At 41.1% G+C, this 25,975-nt stretch carries 17 protein-coding genes; 6 read left to right on the top strand and 11 right to left on the bottom strand.

All coding sequences use genetic code 11. The annotated features are described in order from the left end of the window. The first annotated feature begins 3 nt into the window (after positions 1-3). From COCH_RS07380 to COCH_RS07360, 5 genes are all read left to right on the top strand, one after another. Positions 4-1,809 (top strand): RagB/SusD family nutrient uptake outer membrane protein, encoded by a 1,806-nt coding sequence (locus COCH_RS07380; RefSeq protein WP_015782590.1) that lies wholly within the window; start codon positions 4-6, stop codon positions 1,807-1,809. Between the two features lies 1 nt (position 1,810). Further along, entirely contained in the window at positions 1,811-2,911 is a 1,101-nt protein-coding gene (locus tag COCH_RS07375) for a DUF5017 domain-containing protein (protein ID WP_015782589.1), read from the top strand. A gap of 273 nt (positions 2,912-3,184) precedes the next feature. Continuing rightward, entirely contained in the window at positions 3,185-7,315 is a 4,131-nt protein-coding gene (locus tag COCH_RS07370; protein ID WP_015782588.1) for a hybrid sensor histidine kinase/response regulator transcription factor, read from the top strand. A 60-nt stretch (positions 7,316-7,375) separates the two neighbouring features. Continuing rightward, entirely contained in the window at positions 7,376-8,959 is a 1,584-nt protein-coding gene (locus COCH_RS07365; RefSeq protein WP_015782587.1) for a glycoside hydrolase family 31 protein, read from the top strand. A 29-nt stretch (positions 8,960-8,988) separates the two neighbouring features. Continuing rightward, on the top strand, positions 8,989-10,470 hold the full coding sequence (locus COCH_RS07360) for a DUF4832 domain-containing protein (protein ID WP_015782586.1): 1,482 nt from the start codon (positions 8,989-8,991) through the stop codon (positions 10,468-10,470). A 787-nt stretch (positions 10,471-11,257) separates the two neighbouring features. On the opposite strand, the gene rpmA is transcribed toward COCH_RS07360, so the two are convergent. The 9 genes from rpmA to COCH_RS12535 all read right to left on the bottom strand — a co-directional run bounded on the left by rpmA (position 11,258) and on the right by COCH_RS12535 (position 22,486). Then, a complete protein-coding gene (gene rpmA / locus COCH_RS07355) occupies positions 11,258-11,518 on the bottom strand; it encodes a 50S ribosomal protein L27 (RefSeq protein ID WP_002670844.1) in 261 nt (86 codons plus the stop codon). 27 nt (positions 11,519-11,545) lie between these two features. Beyond that, positions 11,546-12,172, bottom strand: coding sequence for a 50S ribosomal protein L21 (gene rplU / locus COCH_RS07350; protein ID WP_015782584.1), 627 nt, complete (start codon positions 12,170-12,172; stop codon positions 11,546-11,548). 133 nt (positions 12,173-12,305) lie between these two features. Next, a complete protein-coding gene (cydB, locus tag COCH_RS07345; RefSeq protein ID WP_009751643.1) occupies positions 12,306-13,340 on the bottom strand; it encodes a cytochrome d ubiquinol oxidase subunit II in 1,035 nt (344 codons plus the stop codon). Between the two features lie 12 nt (positions 13,341-13,352). Continuing rightward, positions 13,353-14,699 (bottom strand): cytochrome ubiquinol oxidase subunit I, encoded by a 1,347-nt coding sequence (locus tag COCH_RS07340; protein WP_009418633.1) that lies wholly within the window; start codon positions 14,697-14,699, stop codon positions 13,353-13,355. A gap of 267 nt (positions 14,700-14,966) precedes the next feature. After that, positions 14,967-16,454 (bottom strand): LptF/LptG family permease, encoded by a 1,488-nt coding sequence (locus tag COCH_RS07335; protein WP_015782583.1) that lies wholly within the window; start codon positions 16,452-16,454, stop codon positions 14,967-14,969. Next, complete coding sequence (locus COCH_RS07330; RefSeq protein WP_015782582.1) at positions 16,455-17,102, bottom strand: LolA family protein; 648 nt, start codon at positions 17,100-17,102, stop codon at positions 16,455-16,457. It lies immediately after the preceding gene. Positions 17,103-17,177: 75 nt separating this feature from the next. Further along, the gene (locus tag COCH_RS07325; protein WP_015782581.1) at positions 17,178-21,518 is read right to left on the bottom strand and encodes a translocation/assembly module TamB domain-containing protein; all 4,341 of its coding nucleotides are present in this window, start codon (positions 21,516-21,518) and stop codon (positions 17,178-17,180) included. A gap of 438 nt (positions 21,519-21,956) precedes the next feature. Beyond that, positions 21,957-22,070, bottom strand: coding sequence for a phosphinothricin acetyltransferase (locus COCH_RS12675; protein WP_316897945.1), 114 nt, complete (start codon positions 22,068-22,070; stop codon positions 21,957-21,959). Positions 22,071-22,333: 263 nt separating this feature from the next. Beyond that, a complete protein-coding gene (locus COCH_RS12535) occupies positions 22,334-22,486 on the bottom strand; it encodes a hypothetical protein (protein ID WP_041546774.1) in 153 nt (50 codons plus the stop codon). 283 nt (positions 22,487-22,769) lie between these two features. On the opposite strand from COCH_RS12535, the gene COCH_RS07315 reads away from it, so the two are divergent. Continuing rightward, complete coding sequence (locus COCH_RS07315) at positions 22,770-23,516, top strand: murein L,D-transpeptidase catalytic domain family protein (protein WP_015782578.1); 747 nt, start codon at positions 22,770-22,772, stop codon at positions 23,514-23,516. Between the two features lie 87 nt (positions 23,517-23,603). Here the strand turns inward: COCH_RS07315 and hemA are convergent, their stop codons facing one another. Next, on the bottom strand, positions 23,604-24,848 hold the full coding sequence (hemA, locus tag COCH_RS07310; protein WP_015782577.1) for a glutamyl-tRNA reductase: 1,245 nt from the start codon (positions 24,846-24,848) through the stop codon (positions 23,604-23,606). A gap of 158 nt (positions 24,849-25,006) precedes the next feature. Continuing rightward, on the bottom strand, positions 25,007-25,927 hold the full coding sequence (locus COCH_RS07305; protein WP_015782576.1) for a dimethylarginine dimethylaminohydrolase family protein: 921 nt from the start codon (positions 25,925-25,927) through the stop codon (positions 25,007-25,009). Between the last annotated feature and the right edge of the window lie 48 nt (positions 25,928-25,975).

Genomic DNA, 25,975 nt, shown 5'->3' with positions numbered 1-25,975 from the left:
ATTATGAAATTACATATTACCACCATTATAGTAATAGGGGCGAGCCTCGGATTGAGCAGTTGTGGCAAGTTCTTGGAAGAAACCCCCAAGAGCACCCCTACATCTCAATTTTTCTATGAAAATGAATTGGATGCTCGCCAAGCGATGAACGGGACTTACCGTTACCTCACTGATGTGTATGTTACAGGACACGGCACCAAACAAATCAGTACCGACCTTGCCAAACGTGCCGATTGGGACGAAGGGGGAGGCTTGCGTAACTACAAGTTTGGGTCAGACAACGATTATATTACCCAAATGTGGCAACAACATTATGTAGCTATTAAGAACTGCAACTCGGTAATCGATAATGTAACCGAACACCAAGGTCGCATCAATAACTGGGAACGCTATGTAGCCGAAGCTCGTGGTGTGCGCGCTTACTTGTACTTCGATTTGGTGCGTTGGTTTGGCGATGTGCCTTTGGTTGTGAAAGAAACCAAATCACTCAACGACCTCAAAGTGCCTCGTACCCCACAAAAGCAAGTGTTTGAGCAAATCATTGCCGACTTTACTTACTCGATGGCTCACGTAGCCGAAAAAGGCGATACAGGCAATGGTTACCAATACGGACGTATTACCAAAGATGCTTGTCGCGGTTTCTTGGCTAAAGTACACTTATGGCTCGCTTCAGTAGCGCAACGCGACGGACGTGAAGTGCTTGGTTCGGCTACTGAAAACTACACCAAAGCAATGAACTATGCCAAAGAGGTCATACAAGGCGGTCGCTACCAATTAGTAGAATACTATCCTGATGTATTCAACGCTAAAACCAAAATAAGCGAAGCTCCAAAAGAAGTTATTTGGTGCGTACAAGGTCTTACAGGCGACGATACCGGTACCCTCACAGGAATGCTTTACGGAATGAGAGGTAATGAAAACTTAGGAGGTTCGTGGGATAACATCTCCAGTTCCGATTACCACCGTATGATTTATGAACCCTCCGACTCTATTCGCCGGTTGTGGAACTGCCCACGTGTGCAAGTGCTCGACAATGGTAAGTTATGGGGTTGGGACTACAATATTTACAAAGATACCCGTGTAGACCAACCTCTTAGTAAGGCTACCGAAAACAACAACTGGGTAATGTGGAGTATCGGTAAGTTCCGCCGTTTCCCATTAGCTGATACCTCTTCGTATAACTACAAAAACTTTGGTATGGATGAACCGTTACTTCGCTTTGCTGATGTACTCCTCATCTATGCAGAGGCTTATAACGAGGTAAACCATTCACCTGGGGCTTACACACCCTCGTCTTCTTTAACAATGAATGGCACCAACGTACAAAGTGCTTACGATGCGGTGAATTTAGTGCGCAAACGCGCTCGTATCTCTAACAAAGCAGGCGGACGCATCGTACACCGCGATGTATTGCCTCGTGATTTGGATAAAACCCATATCAACGATGTAAACACCGTAGTACCCGATTGGAAAACCTCCTCTTATGGTTATGACTATGCAGGTACTGCTATGTGGACAGCTAAACATTACAGCGATGATTATACCGCTTTCCGCACTGAAATCTTAAATGAACGGGCTCGCGAGCTTGTAGGAGAAACCACCGACCGCTGGTGTGACCTCGTACGCCGTGGCATTCTGGTACAAGCTTTCCAAAACTGGCGTATCAACAATCCCTTTATCAGTGGGGAGGAACGCCGTATTCCAGCACCTGCTGCGCCTGAGAATGTTCGCCCTTATCACCAATTGTTACCTATTCCGCTTAGCGAATTGGACGCAAATAAGAATTTAACTCAAAATCCTGGATACTAAAATGAAAACACATATATTACTCATTAGCAGTTTGCTACTCACGGCTTTGGGTGCTTGTACTAAGGATAAACCTGAAGACGTAGACCTATCAGTAACAGCTGATAAAACCCAAGTGAAGGTAGGCGACCCTGTAACTTTTACTATTCATCACAATGTAAATGCCTTGGCTATCTACACCGGTGATGAAGGGCACGATTACCAAAAGAGTATAGACAATGTACTCAAAGGGAAGACTTCTGAGGAATTACAAGGTAAAAACTATCGCCCTACCGACCCTGATGTGAAACCTTACAAAGTAGACTTTACTTCTACACAAGTAGGGAGCACTACTTTAGCTAATGGCGCTTTTGAAGTGCGCAACGCCAATAGCGGTGACAACTTAGTTGGCAGTCAAGCCGAAGTAGTAACCGATGCTACCATAGGTAAAAATGTAGTGAAAGTGAATGCCAAACACCCTAACTGGTGGTATGAAGCTTTGCGCCTTAATGTAAACACCAAAGTAGGAAGTAACAAGAAGATGACTTTACGAATGAAGTTTGCGACAACTACTTTGAAAAGTACTAACGACCAAAGCGAACACCCCGAAGAAACAAAGTTCCCTATCGTGATATTCTTAGGAGGAATTGCTGAAGGAGAAACAGCAGTCACTTTCAAAAAAGAAACCGTTTGGGATTTATTTGTAGAACCCAAAACTGAGTATACCGATTACACTTTTGATATTGGTCGTACCATTTCAGCGTGGGAAAGTGCTGTAAAACAAAAAATGGCAACGCTTTCTTATATTCAGATTCTGTTTACTACCGTGGGTGCTGGCATTGGCTATATAGGCGATTATTTTGTTGAATCGGCTAACTTTGGAGCTATTGACTATAAGGCTTTCGATACAGGAAAAGGTATTACCATTACCGATGATTCTGGGGTAACCAAATACACTCATACGTATGACAAAGCAGGTACTTATGAGGTAGTGGTAGTGGGCAGTAGCAGTGGTTTTAAAAGCTATTCAAAAGACGGCTATAAAACTGATGTAGGAACTGTAAGTGCTGACGAGTACAAGTACAACACTGAATACCGCACTATCAAAATTACGGTGACCCCATAGGATAGTGATGAGGTGTAATCTGTACGAATAGGGTAAAGAAAAGACGAAGGAAAGGTGAACGAAGAGTGGCTCTACAGTGGGTCTACAGTGGCTCTACAGTGGCTCTACAACGAACAAAAGACGAAGGAATGACGAACAAAAGACGAATCTACGATGAAGGTAAGGCGAATCTAAGATGAAGAAATGAAGGTTACTTATCAGTTTTTAGATTTGGGTATTTTGAGCTTTTGATAAGGATTTTATATCTTTGCCCTCTAAATGAATTTTTGACAAATGAACAGAACGATAAAGCTCCTGCGAATCCTGCTGTTGTGGTATTTTCTCTTTCCTATCGCTTTCACAGAAGAGTTGGTGGTGAGAATTCAAGCGCAAGAAACTTTTCTTTTCCACCATCTTACGCGCAATGAAGGTCTGTTGCACGACAACGTTACTTGCATTGCTCAGGATTCGTTGGGCTTTATTTGGTTAGGCACCCACAGAGGGCTGAACCGTTTCGATGGCTATACCCTTGATGCCTACAAGTACGAGCAAGACCCTATCAACTCGGTGTACTACAACCGTGTGTACAGCTTGCAACCTATGGGGCGTTACCTTTGGGTAGCTACCGAAGCAGGAGTAGCTTGTTTTGATATTCGGCTCAAACAGTTTGTCAATTTCAAAATCGATGACCCTCTTGATTTGGCTTTCTATACCAAAGTAAAACTCTTACAAAAAGGCACAAACAATGAACTTTGGCTTTTGAGCGAAAACCAAATTAGGCGTGCTAAAGTAGTATGGAATCAGCGCGAGAAGGCACTTACACTAAAAACATTGCCTATTGGCTCTGCCTCACAACTCACTACTTCGCAACTCAATCCGCAAATAGCAGTGAGTGAAAAAGGAGAAGTGTGGCTTTCGGGGTTCCCTTGGTTATCGGCTTACGTTCCTGACAAGGGCAGACTAAAAGCCCTACCTGAAAAGGTGAACAACATAGGTTCGGGTATCGTAAAGATGCTCTATGCCGATGGCTACTTGTGGGTGATTTACCGAGATAGCTTAGTGAAGTACGCCTGTAAGCCCGATAACACGTATGCGATAGTTGCTAAAAAGGAATTTGAGCTGAACAAACATTTGCTTTCTCTTACACTGAGCGGGCAATACGTGTGGGTAGTGAATGAAGAAAGTATCTTTCAGTTGGATAAAAACAGTCTTTCTCTGCTGAAAGAACACAGTCACTCGCCTTTGAATCCGTATTCGGCAAGCAATCATATCAACAGTGTGTTCTTAGACAAGGAGAGCAATTTGTGGGTATCGGCTTGGTCTAATGGCGTATCGTACAGCAGTACGCGCGATGCGTTTTTCAAGACGGTATGGATAAAACCGCAGAGCAAAGTGGGTTCGGAGTTTGTAAGCACGATGCACTACGACCCCGATGGCTATGTGTATATAGGCAATAAGTTCGGCGGAGTGATTAGGTTTCACACCCAGAGCCAGCAGTTAGACGAGCATTATTGCAATGCTCCTGAGCTTTCGCCTAACGTTACGAGTATTCAGAGCGATAAAGCACACTTGTACGTATCGGTTCGCGAACGGGTATGGGTGATAGACAAGCAAAGCCGACGCATTATCGGTTCGTTTGCAACACAGTGCAACGATTATATATTTGATATCAAGCTCGATACCTTTCACCGTTTGTGGATTACTACCTATTCAGGATTGGAGTGCTTTGAAGAGCAAAAAGGACAATGGCAAAACGTCTACACCTTTACCGAAACAACGCCTGAACCTCGTAGGTTATCTACTAACAAGCTCCACAAAATATATGTGGATAAAGCTAAGAACGAACTGGTGATAACCTCGGTAATGGGCTTAAACAGATTGCAACTCAATGCCAAAGGCGAGGTAGTGCGTGTGCTCAAATACGTTGCCGACGCTAAAACCCCGCACAGCCTAAGTAGTAATTATCTTTGGGCAATTGATAAAGACAAAGATACTTATTGGATAGGCACTATGGGTAGCGGACTCAACAAGGTGGTTCTCACTGATAACGCTAATGGCAAACTCACTTATACTGCCGAACATTACGGCATAGAAGAAGGGGCAACCTCTAACGATATTGAAAGTGTGGAAGTAGATGCTTTTGGCAATGTGTGGTGTGGAGGCTTTTACTTGAGTTTCTTTGATACAAAACTAAAACGTTTTGCGGCTTTCAGCAACAACGATGGCTTGCAGGGACACAGTTTCGGGACGGCTTCCTCTTGCAAAGATGCTGAGGGGAATCTGTACTTTGGGGGCTCACACGGCTTTAACTATTTCAAACCACAAGCGCAGATGTTTTCGTCAGCTCACCTAAGAGTACATTTTAGCAGGTTTGAAAACAACGGCAAGGTAGTCAATTCGTGTATAGAGTTTACCGATGCGCTTTCGATAGCGTACCCGAACAACGATTTTTCGGTGTACTTCACCACTTTGTCATACAATGCCCCTCAGCGGTTGCGCTACCGTTATAAATTAGAGGATTACGACACTGATTGGCATTATATAGCTGTGAATGCCCCTGCCCCACACGCTACTTACCAAAAGCTCCCTTATGGTACTTACAAACTATTAGTAGAGGTAGGCGATTGGCAACAGTGGAGCGGAGCGCAGACCGAGCTTACAGTGGTCTCCAAGCCTCCTTTTTGGCTTACGTGGTGGGCATACACCCTCTATGCACTTGCCCTTGCAGGCTTGCTGTACATAGGTTTCAGGTACTTTATGCGATGGACGCAAATGAAGCATACCATAGCTGTACAAGAGGAAAAAGAGCGACATAAAGAAGAGCTAATGCAGATGAAAATGCAGTTCTTTACAGACGTCTCACACGAGTTCCGTACACCACTTACCCTAATGAGCCACGCAGTAACTGAAATGGAAGAGGAAATGCCTTCCAATAAGTATGTGCATACCCTCAAACGCAATACGGGTAAGCTCAGTAATATGGTAAACGAACTGCTTGAAATACACCGTATGGACGTGTATACACCTCAGCTAAAAGCCAATTACATTTCGGCAAACAGCTATGTGCAAGCCATTTACAACGAGTTTAAGGAGTGGGCAAGCAAAGTGGCTATAACCTTGCAATTAACACTACCTGAACAAGAAGTAAAGTTGTGGTTAGATGAGAAGTATTTTAGCAAGATACTTTCGAATATTCTTTCCAATGCTATTAGGTACTCCAATGCGGGAAGCACTATACGCTTATCGATTTCGGTAGAGAATTTGAGCGAGCTCACACCGCTCTACAAGAACGCCTTTGAGAACACTACGCATACCTTGCCAGGCAAACAGTTGGTGGTAAAAGTGCAAGATGAAGGCATAGGGTTGGAGAAGAATGCCTTATCCGAAATCTTTGAACGCTTTCACCGTGTAGAGAGACAAGGACAAAAAAGAGTAGGTTCGGGCATCGGGCTTTCTTTGGTAAAATCATTAGTTGAAGCGCATCGCGGAGGCATTATCATTAGCAGTAAGCCCAATGTAGGTACCGAAGTGATTATCACTTTTCCTATGGACGATAGTTACTTATTGCCCGAACAGAAGTTACAGGACAGTGCTTTTCAGCTGAAAGAATACTTATCGGACTATGCGGTTGAGTATGAACACATAGGCGAAGAAGAGGACGAAATGTTAAATTTGCCCCAAGAAGATAAACCTACCTTGCTTTTAGTAGACGACAATCACGAGGTACTGATGATACTCAAAAACATCTTTATCAAAGAGTACAACATCATTCTCGCCTCCGACGGCGAACAAGCGATTGAGAAATGCAATCAGCATTTTCCTAATTTGGTCATATCGGATGTGATGATGCCTAAAATTGACGGATTTGAGCTCTGTGCTATCCTGAAAAAGAACCTGCAAACGTGCTTTATTCCTGTGATATTGCTCACGGCAAAATCGCAAATAGAGTCGCAAATAGAAGGAATTGAGTTAGGAGCTGATGCCTACCTTACGAAACCTTTTGATGTGAAACTGCTCAAAACCAATGTGCGCAACTTGCTCAACAAGAGCAAACAACACGCTCCTATTGAGAATATCCGTCAGAAGGTGATTGATAAAAAACAACAAGAACAGTTAGACAAGCTCACTCACTTGGTAGTGACCAATATGCAAAACCCACATTTCTCGGTAGATAACCTCTGCCTTGAACTCGGTATGAACCGCACTAAGTTGTACAGCTTTGCCAAACAAGCTACCGAGCTTACCTTGGCAAACTACATTCGCAAAATACGCTTAGACAAAGCTGCCGAACTGCTTAAAACTACCGATAAGCTCATCAGTGAAGTATGCTACGAAGTAGGAATCGATAGTCCGTCGTATTTCACAAGAGCTTTTAAAGAACAATTTGGGGTATCACCCTCAGAATTTATTTCAGGTAAGAGGTAAGAGATAAGAAGTAAAAAGTTAACGGCTAAGAACTAATAACTAACGACTAAAAACATACAAATGAAAAGAATATTTGCTTTTATTACTTTGTGTAGTTCGCTATGGGCGAGTGCACAACAGCCCACTGAAATCACCCTACTACCCAATGAACAATGGTGGGGTGGCTTTACGGGCGTAGGCAAAGAGATGCCTTACCAACCATCGGAGCGTATTTACAACTTGCGCACCGAGAATTTTAACAACCAATCAGTGCCCTTTCTGTACTCTAATCAAGGGCGTTATATCGCTTCAGGAGCTCCTTTTGCTTATCAATTTAAAAACGGAAAGATACTTATCACTCCTTCACGGGGTGAGGTGAGTTGCCACACAGCAGGTACTACCCTCAAAAGTGCCTATCAGGCAGTGAGTAAACAATATTTCCCACCTTCAGGGGTAATCCCCCCCGAAGTGTTCTTTACCAAACCACAATACAACACTTGGATAGAACTTATTTACAATCAGAACGAAAAAGACGTTTTAGCCTACGCCAAAGCCATTCTGGACAACGGAATGCCAACGGGAGTAATAATGATTGATGACAACTGGCAAAAAGACTATGGCGTATGGCAATTTCGCCCCGATAAGTTTCCTACACCTAAGGAAATGATAAACCAGCTCCACCAAATGGGCTTCAAAGTAATGGTATGGGTATGCCCATTTGTATCACCCGATAGCCAAGAATACCGCTTTTTGCGCGACAAAGGCTATTTAGTGAAGAAAAAAGGAGCTGACACCCCTGCTATCCTCGATTGGTGGAATGGGCTCAGCGCTTGCTATGACCTCAGCAATCCCGAAGCCTTTGCCTACTTTGTGAATATGCTTAAAGACCTACAAAAAGAATACGGCATCGATGGATTTAAGTTTGATGCAGGTGACCCAGAGCGCTATTTGGCGGAAGATGTAGACGTTTTCGACCAAAAATCTTACGATACTGAACAGACCTATCTCTGGGGTAAATTAGGTTTAGAATTCCCTTACAACGAGTTCCGCGCTTGCTGGAAATTGGGCGGACAGGCTTTGGTACAGCGTTTGGGGGACAAGAGTTACTCTTGGGACGGTGTAGCCCGTTTAGTCCCCGATATGATAGCCGCAGGACTCAACGGTTATGCATTCGCTTGCCCCGATATGATAGGCGGAGGGGAATACGGCAGTTTCTTGAATGTAGACCCTACTAAGTTCAATCAGAAGCTCATAGTGCGCTCTTGCCAAATACATTCGATGATGCCTATGATGCAATTCTCAGTAGCTCCTTGGCGCATTCTATCGAAAGAGAATTTGGCTATCTGTATCAAATACGCCAAATGGCACGAACAATTAGGCGACTATATCATAACCGAAGCTAAAAAATCGGCACAAACAGGAGAACCTATTGTACGCAGTATGGAATATGCTTTTCCTCATCAGGGGTTTGCTAATTGCAAAGACCAATATATGCTGGGCAATAAGTATTTAGTAGCACCCGTAATGACCGAAAGCGATGTTCGCACGGTAAAACTCCCCAAAGGCACTTGGCAGGATGAACAAGGCAAAAAGTACAAAGGAGGCAAAGCATACACCCTAAAAGTACCTTTGGAGCGATTGCCTTATTTTGTAAAGATTAAGTAATAAATTATGCATTGTAAACTTAAAATCCTATGAAAAAATATCTTTTAACATTTTTTGTTTTACTAACCACCATAATCTCTTGCCAAAGCAAAGAAGATGACGTTAACAATGGAGGAGGTACACAGTCACCTACTACCAAAACCTCTACTACTACGTCTACTACCACCCCTATACCACCCGTTACACCCCCAGCAGTTCCTTCTCTCAATCAGACAGTGAGATATGAAGGTACTAATGAGGTGTTTTTAAATCCTGAAAGAGGTTTTTTAACCCATCAAGACCAAGGGGAAGGTGATTGGACACTTAATGCAGATTGGGTGAGACAAAAGCGAAATCAGGAGGGGATAAGTCTTATTCTCACGATTTATTATATGAATAACTTTCGGGAGAAAGACATTCCGGAGTACTTTTTAAATCGGATTCGGAATAATATGCGAGTCATTCGCGAAGGAGGCTCTAAGGTAGTTTTACGCTTTGCTTATTCAAAAGACCAAGGTGATTATTACAATGGTAGAGGAGATACCTCGTGGTATTGGACGGAAAGACACCTTAACCAATTGGCACCAATAATTCGTGAAAATGCTGATATCATAGCTGTATGGGAAGCAGGTTTTGTGGGTGTTTGGGGCGAATGGTATTACACCAATCATTACGGCTTTGAACCCAAAGAAAATGCAGGAGATTATGAAGCCCGCAGAAAAGTATTAGCAAAAGAATTGAGCATTTTACCTAAGGACAGAATGGTGTGTGTGCGCTACCCAATGGCAAAGATATTTACCCAAAACATCAATGTGCATACGAATCTTACAGAGGGAAATGCTTATAATGGCAGTGACTTATCACGCATAGGCTTCCATAACGATTGCTTTTTAGCTGATGCTCCTAATATGGGTACTTATCCTAATGAAAACTACCGCAAGTATATGGAGCGGGAGACCCAGTATGTGGTGATGGGCGGAGAGACTTGCACCTCGCCTAATAGTTTTACAGAATGTAGCAATGCTTTAAGAGAAATGGCTTTGTACCATTGGAGTTATATTAATATGGACTTTCACGAGGGTACTATTAATAGTTGGAAAAACAGGTGTATGGACGATATGAAAAGAAAATTAGGCTATCGTTTTGCACTTAATTACAGTAAATTTACGGGCAACCCAGTGCCTGGAGGACGTTTGCAAATAGAGCTTGAACTCAAAAATGAGGGCTTTGCTTCGCCGTATAATCGTCGTGATGTGCAGATTGTTTTAGTGAGAAAAGGCACTTCGGAAAAACAAGTATTTAAACTCAATGACGACCCTCGACGTTGGTTTGCAGGTAAGACTGTGAAAGTGAAAGCAGATATTACTTTACCTCAACATCTTTCCAAGGGGCTTTATGACATTTATTTGAATTTACCAGACCCTTACCAAAGTCTTGCTCATCGTCCGGAATACAGCATTCGTTTGGCTAACAAAGGCATATGGGAAGCTCAAACAGGTTACAACAAACTCAATACGATTACGATACAGTAAAGATTAGGATAATAGAAACAGAAGAAAAAGGTCAGCAAGAAGAGTTTTGCTGACCTTTTTTAATAATATAATGTGAGTTCGATGTAAGAAAAGTGTAGCTTACGCTACAGAAATCTTACAAATCTTTAAAAAATCAAACAAATAGGCAGCAAGTTCCTTTAGACACATACTCTGCTATGCCAGCTCGCAGACTACGCACGGATTACACGGATAGTTTTTCAATTGACAATTGATAATTGATAATTGACAAATGTGATATGCACGCATTGGCAACTTCGTTGCTAGATTTCACAGATTATGACACAAATACAATTGTAAATCAATATTGTACATATCGAACTGACATTAACATAATACCAAAAATACTGATGGACGATGGAGGATCGGAAAATTCAAAAGGAAACGGAAGATTTCAGAAGAGGCTGGAATGCAATTTTGATGAAAAAGGTTATTAGGAGGGTGTGCTTAGCTTATAGAGAGCTTATAGGAAGCTTATACGAATCTTGGAAGATTGGTATAGAAAGGGTGTATAAGTAGTTGGTAATGAATAGTTAAAAATGGTGAGAAAACACTAATTTTGAGGGAAATAAAACGAAGGAAAAACAAAGTTAATCAGAAGATGAAAACAAGGTAAGAAAGATTATGCAGCTTTATTTGATTTTGTTTTTGACCCGCGTACTAATATAGACCCTAAATACACTATTATAGTAGAATAAGATGGTATTATTTACAAAAAAAGCCTTTGGAGTTCCAAAGGCTTTTTTTGTTGTAACATTAAAAAACTTTATTATGATTCTAATGGAATAACAGAAACAAATGATTTGTTATCTCTCTTCTTTTCGAACTTAACAATACCATCGATTTTAGCGTGCAAAGTATGGTCTTTACCAATATACACATTCTCGCCAGCATTGTGTTGAGTTCCGCGTTGTCTAACAATAATGTTTCCTGCGATGGCAACTTGACCACCGAAAATTTTAACACCTAAGCGTTTAGAGTGAGATTCTCTACCGTTCTTAGAACTACCGACACCTTTTTTGTGAGCCATTTTTTCTTAGATTTTTAGGTTTAACAATTATTTTACGATACCACCGTTCAACTCGTCTTGCCATTTTTTAAGTTCGTCCCATTTGCCGTCAGCGGCTAATTGAGCTTGAGCTGCCCAAGTTTGAGGGTCTAAGTGTGCCAAGGTTGAACTTGTTTCTGATAGAATGGTTTTGATTTCTTCAACTGATTTCTTAGCTAATTTAGCAAAGGTGTCTACCCCTGCTGCTACTAAGGCTTCTGCTGCTTTAGGCCCAATACCTTCTATCTTTTTCAAATCATCAGCTTTTGCTGACTTAACAGGAGCTTTTTCTGTCTTAGGTTTTGCTTGGGTAGTTTTAGCACCACTTGCAACGATGTTCTCAATTACAATTTGCGTAAGGAACTGACGGTGTCCGTTCTTAACTTTGTAACCTTTACGTCTTTTCTTTTTGAACACGAGCACTTTGTCACCTTTCAAATGTTTCAAAACCTTTGCTTCTACGGAAGCTCCATTTATAGCTGGGGCGCCTACGGTGATGGTTCCGTTGTTATCTAAAAGGAGTACGTTATTAAACGCTACTTTCTCTCCCTCTTGATTAGGCAAACGGTGAACAAACACTTTTTGGTCTTTGCTAACTTTAAATTGTTGCCCTGCTATCTCTACAATTGCATACATAGCTTTGTTATTTAATAATGGTTTAAATCGGGCGCAAAAGTACGAATTATTTTTTACCTACCAAAATAAAAGAGAGAAAAAGTTTTAAAACCTTTTCTCTCTTTCTTATTTTATAGCGCCTATAAGGCTTGTATTAATAACTGTTTTCATCAATCTCTACTTTGCCCCAGAATACTTTGTAGGCGAAATAAGTGTAGAGAAGCAATAACGGCGCCCCTATCGCAGTAATAGTGAGCATAATCTTTAATGATTTTTGAGAAGCTGCTGCGTTGTATACGGTAATGCTATTGCCTGTTTCTAAAGTAGTTCTCAAGAAAGTAGGGTGCAAATTCAGTGCTGCTACCACCATAAAGAAAACGATGGTGAGAATAGTACCCACAAAAGCCTTTTTATAGTCTTTTTTCTTCATAAAGAAAGCTACGCTTAAGATGCTGAGGAGCAATAACGCAGGGAATACTTTCAGTGCAGTGTTATTAGCAATATTTTCAGCTAAATGAGGAGTGAGCATACTGTAAATCGCTACTGCTGTAAACACTACCAAAAAGCCGAGGTATGCATAGTTAATGCGTTTCTCGATGCGGTGGTGCATATCTCCGTGAGTTTTGAGAAGCAAATACAAACCTCCGTGTACCATAAAGAGCAAGAGTGTCATTACACCTACAAGTAATGCATAAGGGGTAAGGAAAGTAAAAAGCGCTCCTCCGGTGTACTGAAAGTTCTCGTCTAACGGAAGCCCTTGTAGTACATTGGCTATTACCACGCCTAAGAGCACAGGCAATACGATGCTACACACGCTATATACGGTATCCCAAGTGTTGCGCCAACGGTCGCTGTCCTCTTTGCCGCGTACCTCAATAGCTACCGCTCTAAAAATAATAAAGGTGAGGAAAAGCATAAAAGGCGTGTTCATAGCCGAAAACAATTCGGCATACATTAGTGGGAAACCAGCGAAAATACCTGCTCCCCCAATTACTAACCACGCTTCATTACCGTCCCATACTGGTCCGATAGCGTTTAGAGCTACACGGCGTTCTTTTTTCTTATCGAAGAACAAATGCCACGCTCCAGCGCCGAAGTCAAAGCCGTCTAAAATAGCATAGCCTGTAATCAAAAATCCTATAATGATGAACCACCACGTAGGGTAGTCGATTCCTAAAAATGTTTCCATATCTGTATAATGTTATGCTGTTTGTAATTGTTCTTGAGTTTCGTGTTCATCTATACCGTGAACGATTTTCTTGTTCATCAAGTAGATGAATAGAGCGAAGAGGATGATATAAATAACAGTAAATAAGATAATCGCAAAGAGTATTTGGTTAGCCGATACCGATTTAGAAAGGGCTTCGCTCGTGCGCAAGAGTTTGTACACTATCCAAGGCTGGCGACCCATTTCGGCTGCAAACCAACCTACTTGATTACCTATTTGTGGCAATAGTACACTCCATACGAAAATGTGCAAGAGCCAACGTTTGTTGTATAATTTGCCTCTCCACAATAGGAAAGAAGCGTAGAGAGTGAGTGCGATGAGAAACATACCAATAGCTACCATTATATGATAGAATTGGAATACAGCATTCACTTGTCCTGGACGGTCTTCCACTGGATATTGGTCAAGACCTGTTACAGGAGCATCGCCGTCAAAATGCACCATATACGAAAGCCCCTTAGGAATACTCAACCCGTGAGTTTCCTCATTCTTTTTATCTACCCAACCAATAATGTAAGCATCGCCAGAGCCTGTTTTGAAGTGCCCTTCCATAGCAGCTAATTTCTCAGGCTGGTTTTTAGCTACACCATCAGCTGAGCTGTGTCCTGAAACCAATTGCAACAAGCACACAATGGTACCGATGATAAGAGTTACTTTAAAGGCTTTTTTAGAGATTTCTACGTGGCGCCCTTTGAGTAAATACCAAGCGTGAACGCTCAATACCAAGAAGATACCAGCCAAGAAAGCTCCTTGCCACACGTGCCATATACGGTCTATGCTCGAAGGATTGAACACCATCGCCCAAAAGTCGGTGATTACGGCTTTGGCTTGCATACCTTCACCTGCAATTACATAACCTGCGGGGGTTTGTTGCCAGCTGTTGGCTATTACTATCCAGATAGCAGAACACATAGAACCTAAGAACACCCCAAGGGTAGCCAAGAAGTGCCATATAGGCTTTACTTTGTTCCAACCGAAAAGTACAATACCAAGGCAGGTACTCTCTAAAGCGAAAGCAAAAACACCCTCAGCCGCCAAAGCACTACCGAAGATATCACCTACATAACGCGAATAGGTAGCCCAGTTGGTACCAAATTCAAATTCCATTACAATCCCTGTAGCGACTCCTAAGCCAAAGGTAAGTGAAAAGATGCGCGTCCAGAAGCGGGCGAGCGTGTCGTACTCTTTTTTACCAGTGCGTAGGTAGATACCTTTAAAGGCTACCATTAGTAGTCCAAGCCCTATACTTAAAGGCGGATAGATGTAATGGAAAGCAATCGTCAGTGCGAACTGCACCCGTGCTAAAATTTCTGTCTCCATATGTCGAGTAATTTAATTAGTGAAATATGCGACAAAAGTACACTATATGAGTAATATACCAAAAGAAAAGTAGAAAACGGATATTAATTTATATTACATCTAAATAATATAGCTCTTTCTCTACTCTCATACCTAACTTATCGCTAGCTTTACCTCTGATGATTGGTTTTATCATTTTTTTTCGGTATTGTGATATTATAAAAAATCAATGGATACTCAATCCTCTGAATATCCATTGATGAACTTATAATTAGATATTATCGATTTTTACTTGTTCTTTTTAATTTTCCCTTTTATTTCTTTCACTTTGCCTTCTACAAATCGCATTAGTTTATTGGTAATAGGGAAATTGAACACTTCTTTATCAGTAGTAACCCTTGTAGTGAGATAAATACCCAAAGGCAGAAGTATCAAAGCGGGTATCCACGGTGCTAAGGCTGGGTTAATTGTGTTGTTCTCAGCTATATTTTTCATAAACATTCCTATAAAATAATAAGCTAAGAACAGTATCATTGCTATTACCAAAGGCATTCCAATCCCTCCTTTGCGAATGAAAGCTCCTAAAGGTGCCGCTACGAAAAAGAGCACAAAACAAGCTACCGTAAGAGCAAACTTATCGCTGAGATTTAAAATGTGTAAGTTCATTAGCTTATAGCGATATTCAAGGTCGCTTTGCCGGAACTCCACATTGTCTAACTGAGCTTGGTTGGTATTGATAGCCATATCAAGTACCATTGATTTTTGTGTGTTGTTCAGTTTGTTAAAGAGCTCTCTCACCGAAGTAATCTCCTTAGCAGGTTTAGGTTTCTCTTGTTTTTTAACTTCGGAAGAAAGAGATGTAGAAGGAGCTACTGAGAAACCTGTACGGCGAAACATATTATTACCATAGTCAGTAATATTCTGCTTGAAATCGGTGCGGAGTGAGTCGATAGCGTAATTAAGCTGTCCTACATTCATCATACGATAGGTAGTAGCATCGGTTTTCTCGTTAAAATCTACATTGTTCAAATGCGAAAGGTCAAGATTGATGATGTATTTTTTAAAGTATACCTTGGCAAAAGGTTCTTTTTGTTGGGCTTCATAAGAGTTGGTTTTAATATCCTCGTAATAAGTCCCGTCTTCCAAAATAAGCTGTAAGAAGTTGCTATTAGTCTTAGAACTCTTGAGTTCTCCTCGCTTGGCATTGATTACAGTGCGATTTACTTTATCGGGAGTCTTTTTGTGAATAAGCACATTCTCTAAAAACTCGTCATTATCACCTCTTTTTTTTCCTACTTTTATGCTTATATCCTCCCCTATGTTAGAGAATACACCTTCGGCTATAGCCATAGCAGGTTTCACTTTGGCAATGTTCGATCTAAGGGTATACACCTCGCGATAAGCTACTGGAATTACATTATTGGCTAAAAAGAAAGTGCCTAAACTCAGTAATGCCATCAGTATAATCAGCGGACGCATTACGCGCATTAGCGAAATACCTGAGGCTTTCATCGCAGCAAACTCATAGTTTTCGGCAAATGCCCCAAAGGTCATAATAGAGGCTATTACCACTGCCAAGGGCATAATGATAGGGATAAGTTGCGGAATAAAATAGATTAGAAACTTGAATATAATCCATAACTCCAAACCACGCCCCGCTAGCTCATCAATGTATGTAAAGATTGTGTGGAATACAAAGATAAGAACAAGTATAGAGAGTGCTCCTAAAAAGTTAGTAAGGAACTGAGTGATAATGTAGCGGTCTAATATCTTCATCTATAATTCACTGATAGTATAGCCGTCTTTTTTGTACTTCTCGCGGTCGAATTTAAAGATATTGTTCGAAATAGGCTGGTTTGTTTTAAAAGTATTCACTGTGATAGTGGTTTTAGTACCGTTCTTTCCTATTTCAATAAGGTTGTAGATGTGTTTAGTTTGTATATCTATCCCCAACAGAATCTGCTTTACATCAGTATTAGCTTTCTGCGGTTTTAGCTCTACATATTGTATTTTGCGCCCGCGCACATTTTGCTGTATATCCCACTTGTACTTATAACCTTTCTTATAGAAGGTAAGCATTTTTGAAGGAGTAATAGCATTGTCGTCATTGGTGTTTTTCTCTATGGTTACTTCTTCATTCTCGGGTACTATGGTATAGGTCTTATGACCGTCGTATATTTTAGTAGCCCCCAGATAATTCAGCAAATACTTGTTTTTGGCAATGGTTACATTACCTTTGGTTTCCTGATTGATATTCTCAGCAATATTATCGAGGTTATACTTAAAATCTATATAGATATTATTGTAAGCAACCATCTTGTTGTACACTTCGTCCAATAGCTTTTTTGCCTTGTCTACTTGCTGGCTATGTGCCTGAAATACGCCTAAAAATAAAGCAAAAGCTACAATAAATATTCTTCTCATTTCTAGTGTTTTTAATGATTTAATCTCTGTCTAATAGCAATTATTGTTCCAAAGTTTTATTGCGATATATATTTTTTACTTCTCTGTCTTGGGTTCTATCACTTTGCCTCCCTTTTTAAATATCTTTTGCATCAACCCTTTAAAGGTATTAAAATCTACTGAATAGGTCAGTCCTACCCCTTGGGCATACCCTATACGGTCGAGCATATACTGTTGCCATTCGTTTTCTCGGTTGAATATTTTAGCTGTGAGGCTACCGTCGGTGTTTAAGCGGAATTGTACCTCTACGTTACCCGCCACTGCCGTACGGCTCACTCCTCCCACAGGGATACCCACTTTGGCATTCACACTCGCCCAATCGGTGATTTGGGTAGAGACTGTAAAGCCCAAACGGTCGCTGTTGATGTCGGACGAACCGTCGTTAATCCCCGCTTCGTACGATACTCCCAAGTTCAGCTTGTTGTCTTCGTCCGAGAGCAATTGGTTAAACAAGCCTGCTGCCGTTTCAAAGAGGTTATAAGCTACCAAACGGTTATCGGTATTCTTTTCGCTCATAAACGAACCCTGTGCCAAGAGCGAAAAGGCTTGTAACTGCTTGCGGTCTTGGTCTTCAAGTTTGTAGTTGAGCTCCGATACCAAACTCGGGCTACTATCAGGGAAAGTAATGTCAAACAAGGTTTCAGGACGCATCAATTCTCCTTCTAACTTAATGATTACCTGAGTATTGATTTTCCGGTTATACTGACTGCTTTCCAATAGCGTACTTGGGTTCGCACTGAGGGTATACGCCGCTTTCAAGTCGCGCAAAGTCGCCCTTAGTGGGTCGCCACTCCAAGAAATAGACCCCCCTGGGAGCACCGTAAAACGCTTGTCGATGATGTTTTCGTACTTGAAATTATAAAAGCCCGAATAGGTGATAAAGTCCCCCCACATATTGAACTTGCCGTTGGTATTGATTTCAATAAGGAGCGTACCTGCCCCACGCCCCACAAGGTTACTACCCGTTTTTCTATCCATCACAATTTCCACTTCGGCAGTAGGAAGGATATCAAGCTCAAAGTTCAGTTCTAACCCCTTGATAGACTCCAATTCTCGGTTAATTTTTACTTTTTTATCGCCCTTCTCTACAAAAGTGATAAACGAGTCATCGCCCACACTCTCACTATCGCTGAGCGGTATTTTGAAGGACGTACCCTCTTCGGTCTTCGCATTTACCTTAATCGCAATTTCGTCCAAAGCTCCTTTAATGCTCGCATTCCCTTTGATAAAGGCAGTCCCGTAGAACAGCGCATCATCAGTATAAGGGGTGTTGAGCACCATAAAGCGCTTGCCAAGTGTTTGCAATCTCAGGTCTAAAAACCAATCTAATAGTTTGTTATGCCTAATCGAACCATTCAGTTTGGCTTGTGTTTTATAAGCGGTATCGGTCAGTAGCCAGTTGTCTATATCAAACGTCTTGTTGTTTACCTTTATCCGTGCACCTTCCTGAATATCAGTATTGAGTTTCAGGTACGTAATCCCCACACCTGCTTTGTGCAAGGTGAGTTCACCGTCCATCAGTGGATCGGTTACGCTACCGTCTATCTTCACTTGCCCCGACATCGTGCCTCTAAGGTTGTAGAAGACTCCTTCCAAGAACGGATTAAAAGGCGAGAGCTCAAAGTCTCTAAAATAAGCCGTAAGGTCGAGCAAAGTACCCCGCTTCTTGTCTAAGTTAATTTTCCCTCTCGTAGCAAAGCCAAGAGCCCGCCCGTTAGAGAAAAACGCCCCTACATCAAACGACGACAAATCACTGTTACCAAAGATACCCACTTCCAAATCGCCATAGTCATAGCCATTCAGTTTAAAATAGCGTATAAAAAGGTCTGCCGAAGGGTAATATAAGTTCCCGCGTTGAGTAAGCGACACGTTACCATTGAGCGTTCCCGTGAGGTTAAGCCCTTTGATTTCGGGTACTATCTTGTCCATCGCTACGTTATGCGCAACTAAGTGCAGGTTCTTATAATCTTTGGTAGTGATGAGCCCACTGAGGTTCATATATTGGTTTTGGTGTGCCATCTTGAAGTTGCTCACCTTAATCGTATCGGCAGTGCGGTTGAGCACAATTTTGTTGTACTCATTCATCGCATTCTCGCGGTTGATATACCACGCATTGCCTTTGAAGTTTATCAGTGATTTCTTAATCCCTATAATCGACTGTTGTTTCTTGTTCAAAGTATGGTAAAAATTCAGCTCATAAGTATCTCTGCCGGTATCGCCCCCTTTAAACTCAGTACGGAAGAAAAGCGTATCTTTGATAGTGGTATTAATCAGGTTAAAATCTTGAATGGCATACACCCCAAAATCGGCTTTCTTCACTTCAAAATAAGTATTGTACAGCGGGTTTTTATTGTCAATTTCAAGACTGATACTGTCTATCTGAGTGCCGTATGCATTCACGCTGGGCGACTTCATTTGGAACTTAAAACTCCCTTTGTCGGCATCTATATTCCCGTTGATGAAAGTGTTTCTGCCTATCTTCACTTTGGGCACAAACACTTCTACTATCTTGTTGTAAATATCAAAATGGAAGTCTACGTACTGGCTTTTCTCTATCTTATATGGGTTGTATTGGGCATAGATACTTCCCACCGCATTTTGCATTACCTTTTTTAGCTCAGCTAACTTGAATTTTCCTCTTACATTCCCGCTCACAATATCAGGCGAATTAATCGTGATTTCTTTCACTCCATTGTTCAAGGTTGAAACGACCTCGAAGTCCTTAAAGGTAAAACTTCCTGCTGAATTGATGTAATTGGTGTGTTTAAATGATATTTTACCCACAATATCGTCCAACTGATTGCCCGAAATATCTATCACTACCTTACCACAGAACTGCGATACACTGTCCATTTCCATAAAGTGTAAAGCGTGCAAATCGGCAATAGCAATATCCGCTTGAAAGTCAAATTTGTTGTTTCTACCCGATAGGTCAGCAAGTCCGTTGAAGTTCATCGTAAGGTTCGGGTCTTTTGCGTCTATTTTGCCGTTAAACACCTGATTCCTAAACTCCCCATTAATACCTATACGCTGGTAGTTATAACCGTTGTAGCCCACCGAATGAACCGTGCCATTGGCGTAAAGTTGCATAGTTTTAAAGTTCAATCCTTGTCCGCGCACTGTCATATCGGCAGTGAGTGCACCCATAGTCGGGTCGTCTAAAATCTTGCCCAGATGAAACTGATTCGTAGTGAGCGTACCTCTAAAAGCCGTTTTATCGGTATGGGTAAGGTCTTCCAAAGAGCCGTCGATATGTGCTTCGCCGTCATTGGTTTTCAGCAGTACATTGGCTTGTAGCGAAGTAGTTCTGTAAGCAAAATCACCTTCTACTGAAAACATTCCTAACCTTTGTAGTTCCGCTGGAATATTTTCACCCAAATCCTTAGGCATTAAGTAAGCCAAATCGTTATAAATGCTCTCGGCATATACACCTTTGCCTATCACGGCTATATTAGCGTGTTTTGCTAATAGATTTTGGAAAGTTAAATCTCCCTCTATAAGCGTGTTCTGATAAGATATTTTTCCCTGCGGAATAGTGAAGTTGTTCAGCGTTCCTTTCATCGTTACGCCCTCTAACACAATGTTTCTACCTCCGTTGAAACCATTGTAAAAAGCGTTCAAATCGGTAGTGTTTACCGTAGCTTTGGGCAGATTAACGTCAAAGACTACCTTGTTCACAAAATCGCCAAAACTGCCGTTGTGAGAGAACATCGTTATAGTACCCTGAATGTCCGTCAATGCCGTTTGCAGTCGCAAATCCTTGGCTTGCATCAAGCTATCGGTATAGCTGAACTGTGTATTTAGGTGGGTAACATTCAGTTTGTCATCAAAGCGGAAGTTCCCTTCTTGCATCTCAAAAAACACTTTGCTACCCAAGATTTTAAAGTCATTTAGCTTAGTGTTCAGATGGTCTACTTTCAAGATAGAAGGGTTAGCGTTATTCTCGTCCGAAATACGGCAATAGCTGTCTTTTAGCTTGATGCTTTTTGCCTTCATCACAAACTTGCTCGTGCTGGGTTCACCCGAATCGAATTTGTTTACAAACACGTCCAGGTTAGACAAAGTATCACCCTTATGGGTTTTCATATTGAAAATGAGACTATCACCCTTTATGTGTCCAAAGTACAAATTACCGTCAAACAGCTGTTTAAAGTCTAAAATAGAAGTCGTAAGTTTCTTTGCCGAAATAAGCGTATCTTGCTTGTGGTCGCGAATAAGCACTCGCTTGATATCCACATCACCGTTGATTTTCAGATGTATGCGCTCTATATTCAGGTCGATATCAAAATCTTCATTCAAGTAGTTCACCACCTTTTTAGCGATGAAGGTTTGGGTGGCGGGTAAGGTCAAAAGCAGAGCCGTAACCCCAAGTAACACAAGGGTTATAAGAAAGAAACGGACAAGTATTTTTCGTAATCTTTTGATAGAATGAGTTCTTTACTGCTGACTTAGCGTGCAAAGATACGAATAAAATTGAAAAGCAAAAAAAGATATACTGAAAAAATACCCAAACACACTAAAATAGCTTCTTTCCTCCTTCATCTTACCCCCGCTTTATCTTCATTGCGCCTTCACTTTATCTTCATTGTGTCTTCGCTTTATCTTTATTGCGCCTTCGTCATTTCTCCCCTTTTCCGTCACTACATTCCCCCTTTGAAGGGGGTAGGGGGATGTTATCTCCCTTTTTGAACGGAAGTCCGCCTTCGTCATTCGTCACTTGTCATTCGTCATTTCTCCCCTTTTCCGTCACTACATTCCCCCTTTGGAGGGGGCTAGGGGGAGGTTTCTTTCGCTTCCCAGTCACCACACACCCCCTCATCGAGGAAGCCCGTTATAGTGGAGTATGTGTAAGGAGGGAGGTTTGTCTCCTTTTCCAGCTTGTCCCCCTTCGGGGGTTCGGGGGCTTACCGAATAAAGGACTCGCCACATTTCTCCCTTTGAAGGTAGCCAGCGATAGCTGGGTATGTGTAAAGGGGGAGGTTTCCTCCGCTTTTCCGCCACTACACTCCCCCTCTCCTTGGGAGAAGTCTCCGAATAGGAGAGTATGTGAACGGGGTGAGGATTCCTTTTCTTTCGCCTCGAAACCCCGTTTTTACCATTTTTTGCATCGCTGTATTATATTATGAATCAACTATTTATATACCCTTTCTATACCAATCGTCCAAGATTCGTATAAGCTTCCTATAAGCTCTCTATAAGCTAACCCCACCCTCCTTACACCCTTTTTTCACCAAAAATCCTCCCAACTCACTTTTTATATTTTTCGTTTTCCTCCGATAACTCAGACCAGTCCAATTTGTCCAACAAGTCAGACCCGTCAAAAAACCTTTTTTATCACTACCCATTTGCTCATTTGCTCATTTGCTCATTTTCTAATTTCTGGTATTTTTGGCATTATTGGCATTATTTGGTACAATTATTGCATTATGGTGTGGCTGAAAAACACTGCTATCAACCGTCACAAAGGCTATTACGCTACTTCTTATGGGCATTGTGGAAATTATTCAAACGTGTTAAATAAATGTTAAAGTGTCACCTTTCTGATACAACGTAAAAAAAAATATACTACCTTTGCACCCGCAATGAATTCTTATTTAACAATTAAAAAATGTTTCGAACAACAACACTATGAACAAAAAGTATTTTTTCTTATTCCTTATTTTTGTATTAAGCAGTTTTTTGTATTTCGTACACGCCCAAAACTCCCATCTTAGCAAAGAAAAACTATTAGCCTTAAAAAAAGTCGAACTTAACATTAAAGATTTGTATAACGAGCTAAACGCCGCCCAATACGACCTTAGCTTCGAAGCTTTTCGCTACGCTTATATAGGCTATCAATCTCTCAGAAAGCAACACCGCTTAAACGAAAAAGACCTCTTCTCTATTATTGATTTTACAAAAGATAGTAGCTCTAAGCGCTTTTATACCATCGACTTAGAGAAGATGAAAATAGTGTATTACACCTATGTAGCACACGGTAGAAATAGTGGAGAAATAAAGTCCTCCTCTTTTTCAGATGCAATGGAATCTAACAAAAGTAGTATAGGCTTTTACATTACAGGTGCCACTTACATCGGTAGTAAAGGATTTAGCCTAATGTTGTACGGCGATGAAAAAGGCTATAATAGTAACTTAGCCAAACGTGCAGTAGTTATCCATACCGCCAATTACGCCAATGAAAATTACATAGCTCGTACGGGGCGTATGGGCAGAAGTTTAGGTTGCCCTGTATTGCCTGAAAATATATATAAACAAGTCATTGAAACTATCAAAGAAAAAACAATGATTTTTGCTTATTACGACGATGCAAAATACCTCAGCTCCTCTAAATACTTAAATGTTTTAAAACTTATTGACAACGAATCCGTCTTCTAAATAAATTTTGATTATCCTTATCTGAATACTTAAAAAATAAAAAAGACTGCTGTTTAGCAGTCTTTTTTATTTTTCTTATTAGATGTCTTATACTTCTAACTGAAACACCTCTTGTACCCAACTGATACTTTCATCTACTGACGAGGTATCTTTCAAGTGGTTTACAAATTGTGTAGTTATCTTCTGAATGATGCGGTTACTTATCATTTCAGCTTGTTGCTCGTTAAAGTTTTCGATTTTCTTTCGCTGGAAGTCCATTTCAGCTTCTTTAAGGCTTTCAAGCTTCGCTTTTAACGCTTTGATAGTAGGCGCAAACTTGCGGTTGTCTAACCATTGGAAAAACTCTTCTTTTACCTCTTCTACAATCTCCAAAGCCTGTGGAATCGCTTCTTTTCTACGCTCTAAGGCTTCGTCTTTGCGCTTAGAAAGCTCGTCCATATGCAAAAGGGTTACATTGGGGAGTGTTGCCACTTGTTCCTCCACGTTCTTAGGAATAGAAAGGTCTAAAATGAGTATCGGTTGAGCCGGATTGATAAAATCTTTATACACCGTAGGAGTAGCAGCCCCTGTGGCGACTATGAGTACATCTGCTTTGCTAATTTCATTTCGTAACTCGTTAAAATCTTTAACTATTACATTAAACTTACCCGCTATTTGTTCTGCTTTCTCGCGTGTGCGATTGATAAGAGTAATATGTTCGTTTTGAGTGTGCTTGATGAGGTTTTCGCACGTATTGCGACCTATCTTGCCTACACCAAATAGAAGAATATTCTTTTGCGACACCTCAGGTATATTCTGCATAATATACTGCACCGCCGTAAACGATACTGAGGCTGCCCCTGAAGAAAGCGCCGTCTCGTTCTTGATACGCTTACTGGCGTTAATAACAGAATTCATCAATCGCTCCAAAAAGGCTTTGGCGAGACCTTTGTCGCGCGAGAGATTAAAGGCTTGTTTTATCTGCCCTATAATCTCAAAGTCCCCAAGAATCTGGCTATCTAAACCTGTCCCTACTTCAAAAAGATGATGCACAGCCTCTTTGTTCTTTGTTACATAACCCACTTTCTGAAAATCATCTACCGACCCATTAGAATTTTCACAGAGCAGTTGTATCAGCTGAAAAGGGTGTTCGGCATAACCATAGAGCTCCGTACGATTACAAGTAGAAATTACCAATAGCTCCTCAAAGCCTTCACTTTTAGCTTGGGAGAGCAATTGGTCTTTGTTTTCAGGGGTAAGACTAAACATTCCACGCATCGTTGCATCAGCTTTCTGGTAGCTGAGTCCAATGCAGTAAAAGGTTTTATTCTTAGATATAGTAGGTTGTGTCATAGTTTTTTAGTAATTGATACTATCAGTAGTTGTGTTTCGCAAGCGCAAAAATAATAAGTTCGCCGCAAATCACATAAGATACGACGAACTTTTATTCTAAAAAAATAAAATATGTAAACAATCTAAATAATTAGTCTTTTTATCATTTTGGTTATTTGTTAATTGCCACAGCGACTGAGAGGCAAAGTAGAGCACCTTAGCAATCCCTCTTGTTTGGCAATCTCGGCATATGGTATTTCCTCTACGGTAAAACCTTGTGAGCGCAACCAGTTATTCAAGCGTGTAAAATTCTTTTCAGAAACCACCACCTCTGGGCTGATAGAAAAGATGTTGCTAAACATATGGTACATTTCCTCTCGCTCTATATGAAAGAGATTCTCTTTGCCAAAGAGGTCTACCAAATACTGATAATCAGCTTCACAGCGGAAACCGCCTTTGTAGATAATTCCTTTGTCTTTACCAATCGGTTGGAAGCAACAGTCGAGGTGGAGGGCATTATCGCGCGCCTCAGTTTGTGATTTCACCAAATCAAACTCCTTTACCTTTTTCTGAGGAAAGAGCTTTTGGATAAAAGCCACCCCTGCTACATTAGTACGAGCTGTGATTTGCTGTTTATAATCTTCCCCTTTATAAGTCCCTATGAAAATATGGTCGTTCCAGGGCATTACATCGCCCCCTTCAATATGTACATCAGCAGGAGGGGTTATCACTTTTTTAGGGTCTATTTGGTTTACGATGTACTCAATAGCCTGAAATTCTTCTTGTCTATCGGGTAGTATATTAGCTTTGATAAAAGTATCTTCAATCACAAAACCGATATCGCGAGTGAATATCTGGTTGCAATCAGTAATGATTTCAGGGCGATAAACGGTTACGCCGTATTTTTGGAGCACTGCACAAAAAGCGTCCATTTCAGCAACCATATCCTTTTCTATGGGATAAGTACCCGCTTTGATATGCTCCGCCGATTTAGGGTCGTAGGCTTCTTCGAGCTTTGGCGTAGGACCATTGCTAGTAGCTGTGCCTAAAATCACAGTTTCTAATTGATCAGTTTCGTTTGTAATATGTAATTTTAGCATATTAATATTGTCTTGTTTTGGGCAAAGATACAAATAATTTGGTAATTA

It is taken from the genome of Capnocytophaga ochracea DSM 7271, assembly GCF_000023285.1.
Taxonomy (GTDB): domain Bacteria; phylum Bacteroidota; class Bacteroidia; order Flavobacteriales; family Flavobacteriaceae; genus Capnocytophaga; species Capnocytophaga ochracea.
The sequence above is the reverse complement of the archived record's forward strand: the minus strand, read 5'-3'. Positions and strand labels throughout refer to the sequence as shown.

What these genes read in the sequence shown, in the direction of transcription:
- COCH_RS07375 (WP_015782589.1), top strand. Translation starts at nt 1,811, where the DNA reads ATGAAAACACATATATTACTCATTAGCAGTTTGCTACTCACGGCTTTG.
- COCH_RS07370 (WP_015782588.1), top strand. Translation starts at nt 3,185, where the DNA reads ATGAACAGAACGATAAAGCTCCTGCGAATCCTGCTGTTGTGGTATTTT.
- COCH_RS07315 (WP_015782578.1), top strand. Translation starts at nt 22,770, where the DNA reads ATGAACAAAAAGTATTTTTTCTTATTCCTTATTTTTGTATTAAGCAGT.
- hemA (WP_015782577.1), bottom strand. Translation starts at nt 24,848, where the DNA reads ATGACACAACCTACTATATCTAAGAATAAAACCTTTTACTGCATTGGA.
- rpmA (WP_002670844.1), bottom strand. Translation starts at nt 11,518, where the DNA reads ATGGCTCACAAAAAAGGTGTCGGTAGTTCTAAGAACGGTAGAGAATCT.
- COCH_RS07380 (WP_015782590.1), top strand. Translation starts at nt 4, where the DNA reads ATGAAATTACATATTACCACCATTATAGTAATAGGGGCGAGCCTCGGA.
- rplU (WP_015782584.1), bottom strand. Translation starts at nt 12,172, where the DNA reads ATGTATGCAATTGTAGAGATAGCAGGGCAACAATTTAAAGTTAGCAAA.
- COCH_RS07335 (WP_015782583.1), bottom strand. Translation starts at nt 16,454, where the DNA reads ATGAAGATATTAGACCGCTACATTATCACTCAGTTCCTTACTAACTTT.
- COCH_RS07305 (WP_015782576.1), bottom strand. Translation starts at nt 25,927, where the DNA reads ATGCTAAAATTACATATTACAAACGAAACTGATCAATTAGAAACTGTG.
- COCH_RS12675 (WP_316897945.1), bottom strand. Translation starts at nt 22,070, where the DNA reads ATGTGGCGAGTCCTTTATTCGGTAAGCCCCCGAACCCCCGAAGGGGGA.
- COCH_RS07340 (WP_009418633.1), bottom strand. Translation starts at nt 14,699, where the DNA reads ATGGAGACAGAAATTTTAGCACGGGTGCAGTTCGCACTGACGATTGCT.
- COCH_RS12535 (WP_041546774.1), bottom strand. Translation starts at nt 22,486, where the DNA reads ATGGGTAGTGATAAAAAAGGTTTTTTGACGGGTCTGACTTGTTGGACA.
- COCH_RS07365 (WP_015782587.1), top strand. Translation starts at nt 7,376, where the DNA reads ATGAAAAGAATATTTGCTTTTATTACTTTGTGTAGTTCGCTATGGGCG.
- cydB (WP_009751643.1), bottom strand. Translation starts at nt 13,340, where the DNA reads ATGGAAACATTTTTAGGAATCGACTACCCTACGTGGTGGTTCATCATT.
- COCH_RS07360 (WP_015782586.1), top strand. Translation starts at nt 8,989, where the DNA reads ATGAAAAAATATCTTTTAACATTTTTTGTTTTACTAACCACCATAATC.
- COCH_RS07330 (WP_015782582.1), bottom strand. Translation starts at nt 17,102, where the DNA reads ATGAGAAGAATATTTATTGTAGCTTTTGCTTTATTTTTAGGCGTATTT.